General features: G+C 62.4%; 16 protein-coding genes. 14 read left to right on the forward strand and 2 right to left on the reverse strand.

Going from position 1 to position 16,698, the window contains the following annotated elements:
- Positions 1–22: 22 nt before the first annotated feature.
- From QX132_RS10595 to QX132_RS10635, 9 genes are all read left to right on the forward strand, one after another.
- Positions 23–313: a TrbC/VirB2 family protein gene (locus QX132_RS10595; protein WP_316161109.1), complete on the forward strand. Its 291-nt coding sequence runs from the start codon at positions 23–25 to the stop codon at positions 311–313.
- Positions 313–576 (forward strand): VirB3 family type IV secretion system protein, encoded by a 264-nt coding sequence (locus QX132_RS10600; RefSeq protein WP_315773483.1) that lies wholly within the window; start codon positions 313–315, stop codon positions 574–576. Before QX132_RS10595 ends, QX132_RS10600 begins: the two co-directional genes overlap by 1 nt.
- Positions 577–583: 7 nt before the next feature.
- Positions 584–3,025: a conjugal transfer protein TrbE gene (trbE, locus tag QX132_RS10605; RefSeq protein WP_316161036.1), complete on the forward strand. Its 2,442-nt coding sequence runs from the start codon at positions 584–586 to the stop codon at positions 3,023–3,025.
- Complete coding sequence (trbJ, locus tag QX132_RS10610) at positions 3,022–3,750, forward strand: P-type conjugative transfer protein TrbJ (protein WP_316161037.1); 729 nt, start codon at positions 3,022–3,024, stop codon at positions 3,748–3,750. Before trbE ends, trbJ begins: the two co-directional genes overlap by 4 nt.
- 76 nt (positions 3,751–3,826) lie before the next feature.
- Complete coding sequence (gene trbL / locus QX132_RS10615) at positions 3,827–5,038, forward strand: P-type conjugative transfer protein TrbL (protein WP_316161039.1); 1,212 nt, start codon at positions 3,827–3,829, stop codon at positions 5,036–5,038.
- Position 5,039: 1 nt separating this feature from the next.
- Positions 5,040–5,723 carry a conjugal transfer protein TrbF gene (gene trbF / locus QX132_RS10620; protein ID WP_315716441.1) on the forward strand — a complete coding sequence of 228 codons (684 nt, stop codon included), beginning with the start codon at positions 5,040–5,042 and terminating at the stop codon, positions 5,721–5,723.
- Positions 5,724–5,755: 32 nt separating this feature from the next.
- Complete coding sequence (gene trbG / locus QX132_RS10625; RefSeq protein WP_316161041.1) at positions 5,756–6,688, forward strand: P-type conjugative transfer protein TrbG; 933 nt, start codon at positions 5,756–5,758, stop codon at positions 6,686–6,688.
- Positions 6,685–7,902 carry a TrbI/VirB10 family protein gene (locus QX132_RS10630; protein ID WP_316161042.1) on the forward strand — a complete coding sequence of 406 codons (1,218 nt, stop codon included), beginning with the start codon at positions 6,685–6,687 and terminating at the stop codon, positions 7,900–7,902. The genes trbG and QX132_RS10630 overlap by 4 nt, the downstream gene beginning before the upstream one ends.
- Positions 7,903–7,907: 5 nt before the next feature.
- Entirely contained in the window at positions 7,908–8,141 is a 234-nt protein-coding gene (locus QX132_RS10635) for a DUF2274 domain-containing protein (RefSeq protein WP_316161044.1), read from the forward strand.
- A 546-nt stretch (positions 8,142–8,687) separates the two neighbouring features.
- Here the strand turns inward: QX132_RS10635 and QX132_RS10640 are convergent.
- Positions 8,688–9,410, reverse strand: a complete 723-nt coding sequence (locus tag QX132_RS10640) for an acyl-homoserine-lactone synthase (protein ID WP_316161045.1) — start codon at positions 9,408–9,410, stop codon at positions 8,688–8,690.
- A gap of 719 nt (positions 9,411–10,129) precedes the next feature.
- On the opposite strand from QX132_RS10640, the gene QX132_RS10645 reads away from it, so the two are divergent.
- Together QX132_RS10645 and QX132_RS10650 are read left to right on the forward strand one after the other, a co-directional pair.
- Positions 10,130–10,936 (forward strand): LuxR family transcriptional regulator, encoded by an 807-nt coding sequence (locus QX132_RS10645; RefSeq protein ID WP_316161047.1) that lies wholly within the window; start codon positions 10,130–10,132, stop codon positions 10,934–10,936.
- A gap of 409 nt (positions 10,937–11,345) precedes the next feature.
- Entirely contained in the window at positions 11,346–12,911 is a 1,566-nt protein-coding gene (locus QX132_RS10650) for an ABC transporter substrate-binding protein (RefSeq protein ID WP_316161049.1), read from the forward strand.
- Here the strand turns inward: QX132_RS10650 and QX132_RS10655 are convergent.
- Positions 12,898–13,881, reverse strand: a complete 984-nt coding sequence (locus QX132_RS10655) for a LysR substrate-binding domain-containing protein (protein ID WP_316161110.1) — start codon at positions 13,879–13,881, stop codon at positions 12,898–12,900. The genes QX132_RS10650 and QX132_RS10655 overlap by 14 nt on opposite strands.
- A 20-nt stretch (positions 13,882–13,901) precedes the next feature.
- On the opposite strand from QX132_RS10655, the gene QX132_RS10660 reads away from it, so the two are divergent.
- From QX132_RS10660 to QX132_RS10670, 3 genes are read left to right on the forward strand one after another with little or no spacing between them, the layout of a single operon-like run.
- Positions 13,902–15,020 (forward strand): FAD-dependent oxidoreductase, encoded by a 1,119-nt coding sequence (locus tag QX132_RS10660; protein WP_316161050.1) that lies wholly within the window; start codon positions 13,902–13,904, stop codon positions 15,018–15,020.
- Complete coding sequence (locus QX132_RS10665) at positions 15,001–15,294, forward strand: (2Fe-2S)-binding protein (RefSeq protein WP_315773505.1); 294 nt, start codon at positions 15,001–15,003, stop codon at positions 15,292–15,294. Before QX132_RS10660 ends, QX132_RS10665 begins: the two co-directional genes overlap by 20 nt.
- Positions 15,291–16,688, forward strand: coding sequence for an FAD-dependent oxidoreductase (locus QX132_RS10670; protein ID WP_316161052.1), 1,398 nt, complete (start codon positions 15,291–15,293; stop codon positions 16,686–16,688). Before QX132_RS10665 ends, QX132_RS10670 begins: the two co-directional genes overlap by 4 nt.
- The last annotated feature ends 10 nt before the right edge of the window (positions 16,689–16,698 follow it).

The raw sequence follows: 16,698 nt of genomic DNA on the forward strand, positions 1-16,698 counted from the left end.
GTCTTGCTGGTCCATCGCCACGATGGCGATTGCTGCAGCCGCAGTGCTTGTGGCGGTGGCGCCGGCGCATGCGGCGGGCTCGAACATGCCTTGGGAGCAGCCGCTCAACAAGATCCTGCTTTCGGTCGAGGGACCGGTCGCCAAGATCATCGCCGTGATCATCATCATCACGACGGGTCTGTCACTGGGTTTTGGCGAAACCTCCGGTGGCTTTCGGCGGCTCATCCAGATCGTCTTCGGTCTCTCCATCGCCTTTGCCGCCTCGAGCTTCTTCCTGTCGTTCTTCTCCTTCGGCGGCGGCGTGGTGTTCTGATGGATAGTGAGATCAAGGGCTTCAGCGCGCCTGTGCATCGCTCGCTGACCGAGCCCATTCTGCTCGGGGGCGCGCCGCGATCGGTCGCGATTGTCAACGGCACCGTGTCGGCGGCGCTCGGCCTCGGTTTGCGGCTCTGGTTCTTCGGCCTGCTGCTCTGGTTCGTCTGCCACATGGTCGCGGTCTGGGCGACACGGCGCGATCCATCCTTTGTCGAGGTCGTGCGCCGCCACCTGCGGATTCCCAATCATCTCAGCCAGTGAGGCTCGCATGTTCAATTTGGCCGAATACCGCCGCACCAATATCCGGCTTGCGGACTTCCTGCCCTGGGCGGCGCTGGTGGACGAGGGCGTCGTCCTCAACAAGGACGGCTCGCTGCAGCGGACGGCGCGTTTTCGCGGGCCTGACCTGGAGAGCTCGGTCGCATCCGAGCTCACAGCAGTCGCCTTCCGTCTCAACAACGCTCTGCGGCGCCTGGGGTCGGGCTGGGCGATCTTCGTCGAGGCGCAGCGGCATTCGGCCGGAGCCTACCCAATTTGCGTGTTTCCGGATGCCGCGTCCGCCCTGGTCGATGCCGAGAGAAAGGCACAGTTCGAGGAGCAGGCGGCGCACTACGAGTCGAGCTATTATTTGACGTTTCTGTACCTGCCGCCGCGAGAAGACGTAGCCCGTTCCGAACGCGTGCTCTATGAAGGCGCGCCGCAGCCGGAGGGCTCGCGCGGCCGCGACATCCTGCGAAGCTTTGTCGATCGCACCGACCGCATCCTGCAGCTCGTGGGCGGCTTCATGCCGGAATGCGGCTGGCTCGGCGACGACGCCGTGCTGAGCTATCTGCACTCGACCGTCTCGACCAAGCGCCAGCGGGTCCGCGTCCCTGAAATCCCCATGCATCTGGATGGGCTGCTCGCCGACCAGCCGCTGACCTGCGGCCTCGCGCCGATGCTGGGGGCGGTCAGTCTCCGCGTGCTCACCATCATCGGCTTTCCCTCGGCAACGACGCCAGGACTACTGGACGAATTGAACGGGCTTGCATTCGCCTACCGCTGGTCGACCCGCGCCATCATGCTCGACAAGCAGGATGCCGTGAAGCTCGTGACACGGATCCGCCGGCAGTGGTTTGCCAAGCGCAAATCTCTGGCGGCGATCCTCAAGGAGGTCGTGACCAACGAGGCGGCAAGCCTCGTTGACAGCGACGCCCACAACAAGACCGCTGACGCCGATGCGGCGCTGCAGGATCTCGGCTCCGATGAGATCAGCCAGGCCTATGTCACCGCGACCGTGACGGTGTGGGATCCTGATCCGGCGAGGGCTGACGAGAAGCTGCGCCTGGTGGAGAAGGTGATCCAGGGGCGCGATTTCACCTGCATGACGGAGACTGTGAATGCGGTTGAGGCCTGGCTCGGCAGCCTTCCGGGGCACGTCTATGCCAATGTGCGCCAGCCGCCGCTGTCGACGCTGAACCTTGCCCATCTCGTCCCGCTCTCGGCCGTCTGGGCAGGTGAGGTGCGTGACCATCATCTGAGGGCGCCTGCGTTGCTGTTCGGCCGCACCGAGGGCGCGACGCCATTCCGGTTCTCGCTCCATGTCGGCGATGTCGGCCACACGCTAGTGATCGGGCCCACCGGAGCCGGCAAATCGGTGCTGCTGGCGCTGATGGCGCTGCAGTTCCGCCGCTATCCGAATGCGCAGATCCTTGCGTTTGATTTCGGCGGCTCCCTGCGGGCCGCCGCGCTTGCCATGGAAGGTGACTGGCATGATCTCGGTGGAGCGCTGTCGGCCGATAGCGAGACCTCGATCGCGCTGCAGCCGCTGGCAGGCATCGGTGATGTGATGGAGCGCGCCTGGGCGGCGGATTGGATCGCTGGCCTGCTGGTCCGCGAGAAGATCGTGGTGACCCCGGACGCCAAGGAGCATCTCTGGTCGGCGCTGACCTCGCTGGCTTCCGCGCCAGCTTCTGAGCGGACCCTGACCGGCCTGTCGGTGTTGCTGCAGTCGAACATCTTGAAACGGGCCCTCAAGCCCTATTGCCTCGATGGCGCTCACGGACGACTGCTGGATGCCGATCATGAGCTCGTGGGCGATCGGTCGGTCCAGGTGTTCGAGACCGAGGGGCTGATCGGGACCGCTGCAGCTCCTGCTGTCCTCGCTTATCTGTTCCATAAGATCGCCCGGCAGCTCGACGGTCGCCCGACACTCCTGATCATCGATGAAGGGTGGCTGGCGCTGGACGACGCCGACTTCGCGGGCCAGCTCAGGGAGTGGCTGAAGACCCTGCGCAAGAAGAACGCCTCCGTCGTTTTCGCGACCCAGTCGCTATCCGACATCGACGGCTCGCCGATCGCACCCGCCATCATTGAGAGTTGCCCGAGCCGCATCCTGCTGCCGAACGAGCGGGCGCTCGAGCCACAGATCATGGGCATCTATCGTCGCTTCGGTCTCAATGATCGTCAGATCGAGCTCGTCAGCCGTGCGGCCCCCAAGCGCGACTATTACTGCCAGTCGCGCCGGGGCAACCGCATGTTCGAGCTTGGCCTCGGCGAGGTCGCGCTCGCCTTTGCCGCGGCGTCGTCCAAAGCCGATCAGGCCGCGATCTCGGACGTTCTGAAGTCCGCCGGCAGGGACGGCTTTGCGGCAGCGTGGTTGCGGCACCTCAAGCTTGGCTGGGCAGCAGACCTCATCCCGCGCCTCGACAATCTGGAGACGCGGCAATGATCTCTGGCAAGCGATGGGCCACGTCGTTGGCGCTGCTGGTTCTGACCTCGGCGGGGCCGGTGCGGGCCCAGCTCGTCGTCTTCGACCCCAACAATTATGCTCAGAACGTGCTGACCGCCGCACGTGAGCTGCAGCAGATCAACAATCAGATTCTGGCCCTGCAGAACCAGGCCGAGATGTTGATCAATCAGTCGCGCAACCTCGTCAACCTGCCGTATTCGTCATTGACGCAGCTGCAACAATCAATCGAGCGGACCCAGGATCTGCTGAAGCAGGCTCAGCGCCTGGCCTACGACGTGCAGCAGATCGAGCGGGCGTTCAGGACGATCTATGCGCCGGCAGCCGCCGGCGCCAGCGCCGCTGACCTCGCAGACAATGCGCGCTCACGCTGGCAGACGTCCGTGGCCGCGCTGCAGGATGCGCTCAAGCTTCAGGCAGGCGTGGTCGGCAATCTCGACACCATCAAGAGCCAGTCCGCCGTGCTGGTTGCCGCGAGCCAAGGAGCCGCCGGCGCCTTGGCTGTCAGGCAAGCCGGCAACCAGATCCTGGCGATGCAGGCGCAACAGCTCGCGGATCTGACGGCGGTTGTGGCCGCCCAGGGACGGGCGCAGAGCCTCACCATGGCGGAGCGCGCGGCGGCCCAGGATCAGGCACGCGAACAGCTCCGCCGCTTCCTGACGCAGGGTCAGGGCGACCAGCCCTCCAACGTACGAATGTTTCACTGATGATGACGAGCGTTCCGGACCAAATTGGCGGATCCCCCGCTGCGGCTCACCGGCAGCTCATGATTGAGATTGCCCGATGACAGGAACGGGAATCATCGATCAATTCCTGGAGACCTTTACCCGGACAATCGACAGCGGCTTTGGTCTGGTGGGCGGTGAGGTCGGATATCTCGCAACCACGCTCGTCACCATTGATGTGACGCTTGCTGCGCTCTTCTGGGCGTTTGGCGGCGAGGACGATGTCGTCGCCCGGCTGCTGAAGAAGACCTTGTTTGTCGGCGTGTTCGCCTACCTGATCGGCAATTGGAACAGCCTCGCCCGGGTCGTCTTCGAGAGCTTCGCAGCACTCGGCCTGAAGGCCTCGGGCTCGGCGCTGTCGGCGGCGGACTTCCTGCGCCCGGGCAGAATCGCGCAAGTGGGTCTCGATACCGGGCGGCCGCTCCTCCAGGCGATCTCGGGCCTCCTTGGATATGTGAGCTTCTTCGAGAACTTCCTGCAGATTGCGGTCCTGTTGTTTGCGTGGGTGGTCGTGCTGCTCGCCTTCTTCATTCTGGCCATCCAGCTCTTCGTCACCCTGATCGAGTTCAAGCTCACGACGCTTGCTGGATTCGTGCTCATCCCGTTTGGTCTGTTCGGCAAGACCGCCTTCGCAGCCGAACGTGTGCTCGGCAATGTCATCTCCTCCGGTGTGAAGGTTCTGCTGCTCGCCGTGATCTCAGGAACCGGCTCGACCCTGTTCGGTCAGTTGACCCAGGTGACGGGCGGCGATCCTCCGACCGTCGAGAGTGCCATGGCCCTGGTCCTGGCGTCCCTGGCGCTGCTCGGCCTTGGATTGTTCGGGCCCGGGATCGCCAATGGTCTTGTCAGTGGTGGACCGCAGCTTGGAGCAGGGAGCGCGGTCGGGACGTCGCTTGCAGCGGGTGGTCTCGTCGTGGCCGGCGCCGGCATGGCCGCTGGCGCAGCGGGGCTCGCAGGCGGCGCGATCTCTGGTGCAAGCCGTGCCGTCGCGCCGCTTGGCGCGGCGGCGTCCGGCGGCGGGCGCGTCAGCGGCGCTGCCGCCGAGGCAGCAGGAGCGAACGCGAGTCCCCTTCGCCAAAGGGCGAATGTCCAGGCTGGCGGCTCGGATCAGCCGGGTCAGGCCGATGGCTCGGGCTCTCCGATGTGGGCGCGGCGCATGAAGGCAGCGCGCGCCGTCCATCAGGGCGCATCTACAACGGCACAAGCCGTTCGCCATGCCGAGCGCGGCGGGCAGGGAAGCGCGGTCGATCTCTCCGAGGGGAAATCCTGACATGTTCAAGCGGTCATCTGTTCATTACGGCCGTACGCCCGAGCCGGTGACGCCCTATCAGAAGGCAGCACAGGTCTGGGATGAGCGCATCGGCTCTGCGCGCGTGCAGGCCAAGAACTGGCGGCTGATGGCATTCGGCTGCCTCACCCTCGCCGCAGGCTTCGCGTCCGCCCTGATCTGGCAGTCGGCCCGCGGTACGGTGACGCCCTGGGTGGTCGAGGTTGGCCATCTCGGCGAGGTCCAGCGGGTAGCGCCTGCGGTGGCTGACTACGTGCCGACCGATCCGCAGGTCGCCTTCCATCTTGCCCGGTTCATTGAGGACGTGAGAGGTCTGCCGGCCGATGGCATCGTGCTGCGCCAGAATTGGCTGCGCGCCTACGACTTCACGACCGATCGCGGCGCGGCTGCCCTGAATGACTATGCCCGCTCCAATGATCCTTTTAGCAAGCTCGGGAAGATCCAGGTCTCGGTCGAGGTCTCCAGTGTGATCCGCGCCTCGCCGGACAGCTTCCGGATCGCCTGGGTCGAGCGTCGCTACGAGAACGGCGCCTCGGTTGCGACCGAACGCTGGAGCGCGATCCTCACCCTCGTGTTCGCCATGCCGGACGATGCTGACCGCCTGCGCAAGAACCCGCTCGGCGTCTACGTCCAAGCCATCAACTGGTCGAAGGAGCTGTCGCAATGAGCAAGCCAATGGTCCGGAGGGCTGGAGGGCCAATGATGGCAGGGGCCGCCGTTCTGGTTCTGCTCTGCAGCTGCACAACGACCAATCTGCCCAAGATCAGCTATGACAGCGAAGCACCACCATTGCCGGCGCCGCCAGCTGCGCTGGATGCAAAGGTTCAGCCGCTTCATCTTCCGCCGCCCTGGAAAGTGTCCCTTGGTGGCAAGGCAGGAGCTCAGGAAGAAGCGGAGCCGCTCGACCGCGTCGAGATGGCCAATAGCGCGGCGCGGGTCGAACCGCGCAAGAAGGGCTACTTCAACGCGACGCAGATCTATGCCTACAGTCCCGGCGCGCTCTATCAGGTCTATGCGGCGCCCGGGCAGATCACCGACATCATGCTCGAGGAAGGTGAACAGCTCACAGGGTCGGGGCCCGTGTCCGCCGGCGACACCGTGCGCTGGGTCGTCGGCGATACCGAGAGCGGTGCGGGCGAACGCCGCCGCGTCCACATCCTGGTCAAGCCGACGCGTGCCGCGATCGAAACCAATCTCATCGTCAACACCGACCGGCGGACCTATCTGCTCGAGCTGCGCGCTCGTGACAAGCCGTATATGCCCGCTGTGGCCTGGTACTATCCCCAGAATGCCGAGACGAGAGCGCGCCAGCTCGTCTTGAGGCCGGAGCTGCCCAATCCGGCGCTGCGACGCTTCCGCTATCGCATCGAGGGGGATGATCCGCCATGGAGGCCGGTCAACGCCTATGACGACGGTCGCAAGGTCTATATCGAGTTTGCCCCTGGCATTGTGCAGGGTGAATTGCCGCCCTTGTTCGTCATCGGGAGCGATGGTGCGCCCGAGATCGTCAACTACCGTGCCTTCCGCAACATCATGATCGTCGATCGGCTGTTTGCCGCGGCCGAGTTGCGCCTCGGCGGCGAGGAGCAGCGCAAGGTCAGGATCGTCAGAACCGACGGAGCCTCAGGGTGAAAAACGAGGAGGATGAGGCTTCTGCGTCTCAGGCTCCGTCTGCAGCCGAGAAGGCTGAGCGGCGCACGAAAAGAATGCGCCTGAACGGAGATCTTCCGCCGGTTACGCGGCTGTCGCGCAATGTCCTGGCCGGCGGCAGTGCAGTTGCGCTCCTGTTGATGGGAGGCGCCGTCGTCTGGACATTGCAGACCAACAGGCCGAGCAAATCGGGTCCATCCGAGCTCTACAGCACTGATCATCACGACATCGCGGACGGGGTTTCGGCCCTGCCGCGTGACTACGCCGGTCTTCCCAAGAATCTCCCGACAAACGTCCCAGTGATCGGACCGCCGCTGCCCGGGGATCTCGGCAAGGCGATTGTCGCTGCGCAGGGCCAGGCACTTGCGGTCACCCCCGATCAGGAGCAGCTCCGCCATGAGCAGGAGCGGGATGCCGCTCGCTTGAGCCGCCTGTTTGCGACGGTCAATGTTCGTGGCACCGAGGCCGCGGCGAGCGGGCCTCAGACCAGCGAACGCGCGGGCGCGATGTCCAGTCCCGACGACGCATTCGCCCAGAATGGCCAGGACCGCAAGCTCGCCTTCGTCAATGCCGCGGTCGATCGCCGGACCACGAGTGCCGACCGTGTCAGCCGGCCGGCCTCCCCCTATGTGGTTCAGGCCGGGACCGTGATTGCGGGCGCCCTGATCACGGGCATTCGCTCCGACTTGCCGGGGCAGATCACCGCTCAGGTCACCGAGAACGTGTTCGATTCGCCGTCAGGCCGCTTCCTGCTTGTCCCGCAGGGCGCGCGGCTGATCGGGATATACGATAGCCAGGTGACGGCCGGGCAATCGCGCGTGCTCCTGGTCTGGACCAGGCTGATCATGCCCAATGGCCGGTCGATCGTTCTGGAACGGCAGCAGGGCGCCGACGCTGCCGGTTATTCGGGTCTCTCGGACGAGGTCGATAACCACTTCAGGCAGCTGGTTGGCGCAGCGCTGCTCTCGACGCTGCTCTCGATGGGCAGCGAGGTCAACGCGGGCACCAATCAAAATACGAACAATGCCGCGATCATCCAGGCGCTCCGCCAGGGCTTCGGCAACTCCATGAGCCGCACAGGTCAGCAGCTGGTTGGTCAACAGATGAACGTCCAGCCGACTCTGACAGTGAGGCCGGGCTTTCCGGTCCGCGTGATCGTCAATCGTGACCTCGTGCTCGAGCCGTATCAGGGGTAGCAGTCATGGCGAAGCTGAAGATCTCGGAACTTCCCGATGAGAAGCCGGTCAAAATCACGGTCGAACTGTCAGCGAGCGTGTTTCGCGATCTGCAGGCCTATGCCGAAGCTCTTGGCCGCCATTCGGACCAGCCGGCCAATGATCTTGGTCGCCTGGCCTCGGCCATGGTGGCACGCTTCATGGCGACTGATCGGGCGTTTTCCAAGTCCAAGCGGACATCGGCCTTCAAGGCCAAGTAGAAGCAGAGCCGCGGATCGCATTGGCCTGCTCCGCAAAGCGTACAAGCCGGGACCGCCCCGGCGCTCGGGCTCGCAGTTGGCGTCCGTCGTCGAGGAGCAGAGAAGTTCAATCCCGAGCGGCATCGAGCAGCGGTGAGGGTTCCAAGAAAAGGGCCTGATGACGGCTGAAGCTCGTGCACGTGACCCTGGCATGGTTGTTTGGGTTGAAATGCTTCCATAGATTGCTGTTGCCGTGTTGTGAAATATTGGGAAATTCGAGGCGTAGCGGTTTCCGAGATCGGGTTGAGCTGCTCTGGGTTCGGGGAAACAGGCGGTTCGATGAGCATGATGCGATCAAAGTCGTGCATGAAGCCTCCGATCTCTGAAGCAACCGTTTTTGATACGGGTCACAACTATCGCGCCTGCAACGGTGATGGTCACCGCCCACGGTGATGCTGCATCTTCTGCAGAGACGCTCAATCGCGCTCAGGCCTGAAGCCTGATGCGAGCGCTCGGCTCGCTTGCGGATCCTGTGGCAGCAGGACGGCCGAAGCCTGCGGATCGCGCTCATTCAGCCTCGACGAGCCCTTCCGGCTCCGGGCTGCGGGGCAGTCCATCGGCAGGCTTCGATGGAGCATCCTCTGCCAAGCGCGGGGACAGTGCGGATGGGATCGGCTCAACAGGGGAGGGGCTCTCATGCAGGACCTTTGGGATGCCCGTATGCTGGCGAACCAATTCCAGGATGGCTGATGATACCCCGATATAGGCTGCCCCAATGTCATGCCCTTGCAACGGCAGCTTCGCTCCCAGTGGCCTCACCGGGCAGCCATGGGCAGCGATGACATTCTTGAAGATCCAGCTGGGCATGACCCCAAGATAAGACGAGATGCCGTTGGCGAGGCCGAATTCCTGACAGGCCTGTATGAGCTGCCCGATCACTCGGCGCCGTCCGCCGGCGCTGAGCGCGCGATCGCAGCCGAAGCGCGATGCTTCCCAGACAGCGTCCGAATGCGGCAGCGAGCCTTCGACCAGGTTCGGCCACAAGGACTTGACCATGTAGGGGCGTGTGGTCGGAATCAGCCGTGCAGTTCCAAGCGCCTGATCTTGCTCGTCCACCACCAGGATGTAGGTGGCTGCCGGTGTGTCGAACTCATCATATTCCATGCCCTGATAATGAGGCACGGACCACCCCTGGCGCTCGACGAACATCCGGTACCGCAGCCGATGATGCGAAATCCAGGCTTCACCATATCGATGGATGGTTTCCCACCTGATTAAAAGGGTACGCATGAGCATCTTCCAATGTGCCACGTGACAGGAAGGTGCAGACTAATCGGCACAGCGGCAGCGAGGCAGCTACCCAGTCGAGTAGCTCGCGCGTCTGTGGAGCGGCTGCTGTCCTACCGGCTGCTCAGAGGAAGACAACTGTCAGACATCGCCCCAATATCACCTACAATATGACGCAATTCTGAGTTGTGTTGTGGTGGAGTTCTTGGCTTTTGCAAGGCTCGTCCAGGCCCGTTTGAACGGGTCAGTGTGGGATGGCCGCGAGGCCTGACTTGCACGCGCTGCGTGCCGGGAAGAATGTCCCTAGTGCGCCCGATCCGATCGAAACTTAAGCCAGCAATCTCATGCTTGCTGGCACAAGTGCCGAAGAGCGCTCATCAAACAGGCACTTTGCTGCGCGATCTGGTCGCCTGAGTCGGCAAGATCGTCAGGGCCGCCGCTTACGGAGAAGGGCAATGTTGATGACATCGCGACTTCTGAAAAGATCAATCGAATATGATCGTCAATTGCACGACGAAGCGTATCATGGTACGGTCTACCTCAGGTTGGGTTGGTAGTTTGAACAAGCAAGCGCCTGCTTCTCGCCTTGATAGAGGCAGACGAGGGGACAAGGACGGACCGTCGACGATCGGGACATTCAGACGGATTCGTTTTCACGATCACATCTGGGCGGAAGTTTGCTGGGCGGAAGTTTGCGCAGCTTTGTCTGCCGTGAGGTAGCAATGGACCTCTTCAGCTTCATCGATTGTGCAAACCGCACGCAGTCGCTGTCCGACCTCTTCGATCTTCTCGTCGGTTCTGCAGCCGATGAGGGTTTCGGCCAAGTGGCTTATGGCGCCCTGAACTACGAAGAGTCGGTACGGCTGCCAGAGCATCCTATGCCGGCCGTCGCTCTCAACTTTCCGCTCGATTGGCGGAAGCACTATTTCGAGCGAAAGTATCACGAGATTGATCCGGTCGTCAGGCGAACGGCAATTCACAGCAGGCCATTCCTGTGGGATCACCTGCTCGAGCAGAAGCAGTTGCAGGACGGCGAGCGGTTGGTCCTCCGTGAGAGCCGCGAAGCCGGTCTCAAGCATGGGATGAGCGTACCGCTGTTTGGGCCGTCGGGGCGCATCTCCGTTCTATCCTTTGCATCCAGCTTCGACGATGCCGACCCGATCCGGCATATGAAGCATCTTCACGCCTTGGCGTGTCAGTTCCATGTCGCCTTTGGCGAGCTTGCCCCGCCAGCGATAGGCAAGAAGGCGATCAAGCTTTCGCCACGCGAACGTGAATGCCTGACGTGGACGGCGGAGGGCAAGTCCTCCTGGGACATCGGAATCATACTCAAGATCAGCGAAAACACGATCAACTTTCACATCAAGAAGGCGGCGAGAAAGCTTGGCACGAACAGCCGGACGGTCGCCGTCGTCAGGGCGATACGGCTTGGTCTGATCGAGGTCTCCGGACTATCCGGCTCATCTCCGCCGGCCTGGATGGATACAGCACCGACTGAAGCCGACCCCGATCAACCGTCGCCGTTCTGATATTTGCGAGCAGGCTCCGCTATTCTACGCGGCTCGGGCAAGGCGGCGATGGTCGCATGCAATCGCAAGCGCCTGAGATAAACCGCCTCCTTAAGCCCAATTACAGCGAGTCATCCACCGGTCGCCCGATGTCCAGGCCTGGGATTCCGCTCTGCTGGTTGAGCCGTCGCATTGCGGGAACTGTTTCGGGCGCATCGCCGTCCGATGCGACTGCCTTGGTGCGCCGCATTACCGAGCAGCTCGCGATCGCCCCGGTCGAGCTCCGCAGTTAGCCCATAACCATCAAGAACCATCAAGGACCATAACGCCCAAGAATAGGTCTCCTTGATTTCGGACTTTGACAGAGATGCAGGACTCTTCCAGCCTGATGCGTGGGCAACGGGCGAGGCTCCGGATGAAGTGCGTCTCTATGAAGTACATCTATATGTTGGCATTCTGCATCGCCGTCACGGTGAATGCGACCGGTGATGTGTCTGCGGCGGAAGCCGTGCCGGGGACCACCCTGCAGATCGGTGCCGGTGGATCAGACATTACCACGCTTGACCCCCATCGTGCGACAACCAGCACCGACAAGCCGCTGATCGGCCTGATGTTCAACGGCCTGGTTCGATTCAAGCCAGGGAGCGCGGACCCTAAGGATCTCGAGCCCGATCTCGCCGAGCGCTGGGAAACGTCCCCAGACGGACGAATCTGGACCTTCTTCCTCCGAAAGGGCGTCAAGTTTCACGGCGACTGGGGCAGCCTCACCGCAGATGATGTCGTCTACTCGCTGACACGTGCCGCAGACCCCAGCCGATCGAGCTTCGCTGCAGACTTCTCCGCGGTGGAGAGCATCGCCAAGGTAGACGGGTCCACCGTTCGCATGACCCTGAAGTATCCAGATCCGAATTTCATCGGCCGCTTGTCCAACTATCACGGCGGAAACATTGTCTGCAAAAGAGCAGTGGAGGAGCTCGGAGACAAGTTTGCCTCCAACCCCGTCGGTACGGGTCCGTTTGCGTTTTCAGAGCATGAAACGCAGCGGCATGTGAAGCTGGTCGCAAACGAGGGTTATTTCCGCGGCCGGCCGCAGATCAGCAATATCATGTACCGTACGATCCCCTCCGACAGCGCCCGCGAGCTCGCCTTTGCGTCCGGAGAGCTCGACGTCATCCAAGGCCGGCGCGAGCAACGCTGGGTCGATATGACCCGCCAGCGCGGCAACATGGTCGTTGATGTCTTCCGTCCAGGAGAGTTTCGAACGCTTCACATCAACAGCAGTATTCCGCCGCTCGATGACCTGAAGGTCCGACAGGCAATCGCCGCTGCGGTCAATCTCGACGATCTCGTGCAGTTTGTCGGTAAGACCGTCAGTCTGAAAGGCTGCTCGGTCGTGCCCCCGGGCTATATCGGAGAGGACTGTTCATCAGGGGCTTATGCTTACGATCCGGTGAAGGCCAAGGCGCTTCTGGCCGAAGCGGGCTACCCAAATGGCCTGACGCTCAAGGTCGTGGTGTCCAATATCTCGGCTATCCTGCCGACAATGGAAATCATTCAGCGCCAGCTCGCAAAGGCCGGTATCAAGCTGGATATGAGCGTTGTCGATCACGCCACGTATCAGAGCCAAATTCGCGGCAATGCCAGCGCTCTGGTGTTTTATGGCGCCGCCAGATTTCCGGTCGCCGACACGTACCTGACCGAGTTCTATCACTCGAGCTCGAGCATTGGAAAGCCGACGGCGGTTGCCAATTTCTCCCATTGCGACGTTGCGGACGCCGACATACAGGCGGCGCGGGTGGAAGGCAGTGTGGAGCGGCAGCAGGAGCTGTGGAAGGAGGCTCAGCGCAAGATCCACGACGCCGTCTGTTCTGTTCCGCTGTTCGAGCTTCAGCAGGTCTGGGGGCACAGCAAGCGTGTCAACTACGGCTATGAGCTCAAAGGAGCCATGAACCTCGCTCCGCCGATCACCGAGGCGACGACGCTTATGCCGCGCTGAGCGACTCCTGGGAGAGCCGTGCGGCCGTCGTGCGCGCCTGCTGGAGGAAGGCGTCGACCAGACTTGCATTGCGACTGTCGCGTATTCGACAGAGCTGGAAGTCGTAAGACAAAGCAGGCTCGAAGCGTCTGATGGCCAGACGGTCCTGAAGCCCGCTGAACATCAAAGGGTGCACCAGCGCGACGCCGAGGCCGGCTGCCACGAATTCGCACAGGGTCGGCGAGACATTGGCAACGAGCACGGTGTTGGGTCTGACGTTGTAGGCGTCGAACATCGTCGCAATGCACTGACCGGCCTGGCTCTCCGGATCGAAAGACACGAAGGGAATGTTGTCGAGATCATCCGGCTCCACAACGTTCTTCATGGCGAGAGGATGATCGGTCGGCATGATGCAGACGAGCGGGTGCTGGGTCAGCGGTTCGGCGATCACATAGGGATTGTCGATCCGCGAGCTGACAAGGCCGACATCGAGCTTGCGTGTGACCAGCCAGTCCACGATCCATTCCGAGCTGCGTGACTTGACCGAGCAGAACACGTTGGGATGCTGCTGCAGGAAGCCCATCGTCGCCTGCTGGATGAACGAACGCGACAAAGCCGGCATGACTCCGACAAGAAGCTGCCCCTGCTCCTCGCGGCGGATGGCCTCGACGGCATTCTCCACCTGGCGGACACCTGAAAAAATACGATCAATCTCCTTGTAAAGCCGCATGCCGCGCTCTGTCGGAGCAAGGCGGCCCTTGACGCGATCGAACAGGCTGAGCCCGGTATCCTCTTCGAGATGAGCGATCAGTTTGCTCATCGCGGGCTGGGAGATGTTGAGGATCAAAGCGGCTCGGCTGATCGAGCCGCTCTCGATCACCGCTTTGAACGCCTCGACCTGTCTGAGATTGATCTGACGAGCCATCCCATAACCCTGAAGAATACAGCCAGAGATTTTCGACTTTGACCAAATATCTCTTTTTGTCGTCATATTGGGCAAGAGGAAATCTGATGCATCCTGAGATAATAGTTATCGGTGCGGGCACGGTTGGTGCTGCGATCGCTTATGGGCTTGCGCGAAGACAACGCCGAGTGCTCGTGCTCGACGGTGACGATCGCGACCATCGTGCGGCGCGGGCCAATTTCGGCCTTGTTTGGCTACAGGGCAAAGGCCAGAACATGCCCGCCTATCAGCAGCTGTCACGCCGTAGCGTCGACATGTGGTCCGACTTTGCGTCGGAACTCACTGATCTGGCCGCGTTGGATCTTCACTATGAGCAGAATGGCGGTTTGGCGTTCTGCCTCGGAGATGACGCGTTCGAGAAGCGCCGCTTGGACCTTCAGCGGCTGCAGAACCAGCTCGGCGGAGCGGAGGCGGATTGGCGGATGCTCGATCGCGCTGAACTGGCCAAACTGCTTCCGAAGGTTCGATTGGGGCCTGATGTGGCCGGCGCCAGCTTCGGCCAGCGGGACGGGCATGCCAATCCGCTTCAGCTCCTTGCGGCTCTTCATGCCGGAATCCTGCGTCTGGGTGGAGATCTGCGCCGAAACGCTGCGGTGCGGCAGATCGTGCCCAGCGAGGCGGGCTTTACGGTGACGTTCGGAAACGAGACCGTCAGTGCGCCGCGCGTGCTGATCGCTGCGGGTCTCGGGTCTCAGGCGCTGGCGCGGCAAGTGGGTCTTGAAATCCCGCTGCGGCCTCAACGCGGGCAGATCCTGGTGACCGAGCGCCTTGAACCATTTCTGCCTCTGCCGACGAGTGGCTTGCGTCAAACCCGGGAAGGCACCGTGATGATCGGTGCTACCCATGAGGAGACCGGTTTCGATAGCTCCGCGACCGCGATCGCGGCAGCAGATCTCAGTCGGCGGACGCTTCGCATCGTGCCGGGGCTTGCTGAGGCAAAATTGGTTCGGCAGTGGGCTGGGTTGCGCATCATGACGCCTGATGGGTGTCCCGTCTACGCCCAGTCCCAGAAGCACCGGGGAGCCTTCGTGGCGTTGTGCCATTCAGGCGTCACGCTTGCAGCTCTGCATTCCACCGTCTTGGCCGATGCCATCTCGGCCGGCCAGTTGCCGGATTCGCTCGATATCTTTCATCAGAGTCGCTTTGATGTTTCGAAAGCTGCATGAGCCCGTTGAGACCGTGACTGTCTATGTCGAAGGCAAACCTGTCACGGCGGAGCCGGGCGAAAGCCTGGCAGCTGTGCTGCTCCGGCAGGCTGCCGTCTGGTCACGCCCCACGCCGGTTAAAGGGAGCGGGCGAGCTCCCTATTGTATGATCGGCGTCTGCTTCGACTGTCTCGCTCAGGTGGATGGAATCGCCTCGGTTCAGACCTGCATGACCCCGGTTCAGGAGGGCATGAAGGTTGAGCGCCAGCAGCGTAAGCGGTGCTTGCCGTCATGAGCACCACCGATCTTCTCATCGTAGGGGCTGGCCCTGCTGGCATGACAGCGGCCATCACAGCCCGCCGCTATGGAATTGACGTCCTGGTTGTGGACGATCAAAGTTCGCCTGGCGGGCAGATCTGGCGCTCGGTCGAAACCCAAGCGGCGACCCCGAGGGGAGCCATCCTTGGAAGGACTTATCAGGACGGAAAGGCTGCGACCGATGCATTCCGCGCCAGCGGCGCGCGGTACGAGCCTCGTACACAGCTTTGGCAGGTCGAACCTGGTTTTCGTGCCTTCGTGACCCATGATGGCAAGGCCCGGACGATCGAGGCGCGCGCCATCATCCTCGCAACCGGCGCCCAGGAGCGGCCTGCTCCCTTCCCAGGCTGGACACTGCCGGGAGTCCTCACGGTGGGTGCCGCTCAGGTCCTGTTGAAGACCGCCGGGCAGATCCCCTCCAAGCCGGTCTGGGTCGCTGGTTGTGGCCCGTTGCCGCTTCTCTACCTCGTTCAGTTGCTCAACGCCGGAGGTCAGATCGCCGGTTATCTGGACACGACACCGGCCGGGAGTCATTGGGCGGCGCTCCAACATCTGCCGAAGGCCCTGCGTGCCAGTGGGGCGCTCCTCAAAGGGCTCGCGTGGACGGCCGTCCTTCGACACCGGCGTGTGCCCGTCGTCCGTCATGTCATCGACCTCGTGGCGCACGGATCGGACCGGATCGAATCCATCAGCTATCGAACGGCCGATGCACAAGAGAAGACCGTTTCCGCGGATAATCTGTTTGTGCATGAAGGTGTCGTGCCGAACGTCCATGCACCGCTGGGGCTGGGCTGCGCGGTTGAATGGCGTGACGAGCAGGATTGCTACGTTCCGGTTCTCGATCAATGGGGTGAAACGACCAAAGCCGGTATCTTCATTGCCGGGGACGGCGCGGGCATTGCTGGTGCGAAGGCCGCGCAATTTCGTGGGGCGCTCGCAGCACACAGGCTGGCAGTCAAGCTCGGCTATGCGGGCGAGCAGATCGTGCTCAAGGAAGCGTTGCGCGTTCAAAAGAGTTTGGCTCGCGAACTTGCCTTGCGGCCCTTTCTTGACACCATGTTCAGACCCCACGGCAGGATTTTTAGTCCGTCCGATGAGACTGTCATATGCCGCTGCGAGGAGGTCACGGCAGGAGAGATCCGGGCGATGGCGCAGATCGGCGGCTCCGGCCCGAACCAGATCAAGGCCTTCACGCGTGCAGGGATGGGCCCCTGCCAGGGGCGGCAATGCGGTTATACCGTCACCCGCATCCTCGCGGAAATCCAGGATTGTCCTGCAGGGGAGATCGGCTTCTATCGAGTCAGGCCCCCGCTCAAGCCCGTGACTCTTGGAGAGCTGGCCACACTCGATCAAAAGGAGGAGGTGTTGTGAGGCACTTTCC

This window comes from Bradyrhizobium sp. SZCCHNRI20481 (assembly GCF_032485055.1).
GTDB lineage: Bacteria > Pseudomonadota > Alphaproteobacteria > Rhizobiales > Xanthobacteraceae > Bradyrhizobium.

Coding starts and splice junctions, on each gene's coding strand:
- trbF (WP_315716441.1), top strand. CDS start 5,040: ATGTTCAAGCGGTCATCTGTTCATTACGGCCGTACGCCCGAGCCGGTG.
- QX132_RS10645 (WP_316161047.1), top strand. CDS start 10,130: ATGGACCTCTTCAGCTTCATCGATTGTGCAAACCGCACGCAGTCGCTG.
- QX132_RS10655 (WP_316161110.1), bottom strand. CDS start 13,881: ATGACGACAAAAAGAGATATTTGGTCAAAGTCGAAAATCTCTGGCTGT.
- trbL (WP_316161039.1), top strand. CDS start 3,827: ATGACAGGAACGGGAATCATCGATCAATTCCTGGAGACCTTTACCCGG.
- QX132_RS10660 (WP_316161050.1), top strand. CDS start 13,902: ATGCATCCTGAGATAATAGTTATCGGTGCGGGCACGGTTGGTGCTGCG.
- trbJ (WP_316161037.1), top strand. CDS start 3,022: ATGATCTCTGGCAAGCGATGGGCCACGTCGTTGGCGCTGCTGGTTCTG.
- trbG (WP_316161041.1), top strand. CDS start 5,756: ATGATGGCAGGGGCCGCCGTTCTGGTTCTGCTCTGCAGCTGCACAACG.
- QX132_RS10670 (WP_316161052.1), top strand. CDS start 15,291: ATGAGCACCACCGATCTTCTCATCGTAGGGGCTGGCCCTGCTGGCATG.
- QX132_RS10600 (WP_315773483.1), top strand. CDS start 313: ATGGATAGTGAGATCAAGGGCTTCAGCGCGCCTGTGCATCGCTCGCTG.
- QX132_RS10635 (WP_316161044.1), top strand. CDS start 7,908: ATGGCGAAGCTGAAGATCTCGGAACTTCCCGATGAGAAGCCGGTCAAA.
- QX132_RS10650 (WP_316161049.1), top strand. CDS start 11,346: ATGAAGTACATCTATATGTTGGCATTCTGCATCGCCGTCACGGTGAAT.
- QX132_RS10595 (WP_316161109.1), top strand. CDS start 23: ATGGCGATTGCTGCAGCCGCAGTGCTTGTGGCGGTGGCGCCGGCGCAT.
- QX132_RS10640 (WP_316161045.1), bottom strand. CDS start 9,410: ATGCGTACCCTTTTAATCAGGTGGGAAACCATCCATCGATATGGTGAA.
- trbE (WP_316161036.1), top strand. CDS start 584: ATGTTCAATTTGGCCGAATACCGCCGCACCAATATCCGGCTTGCGGAC.
- QX132_RS10665 (WP_315773505.1), top strand. CDS start 15,001: ATGTTTCGAAAGCTGCATGAGCCCGTTGAGACCGTGACTGTCTATGTC.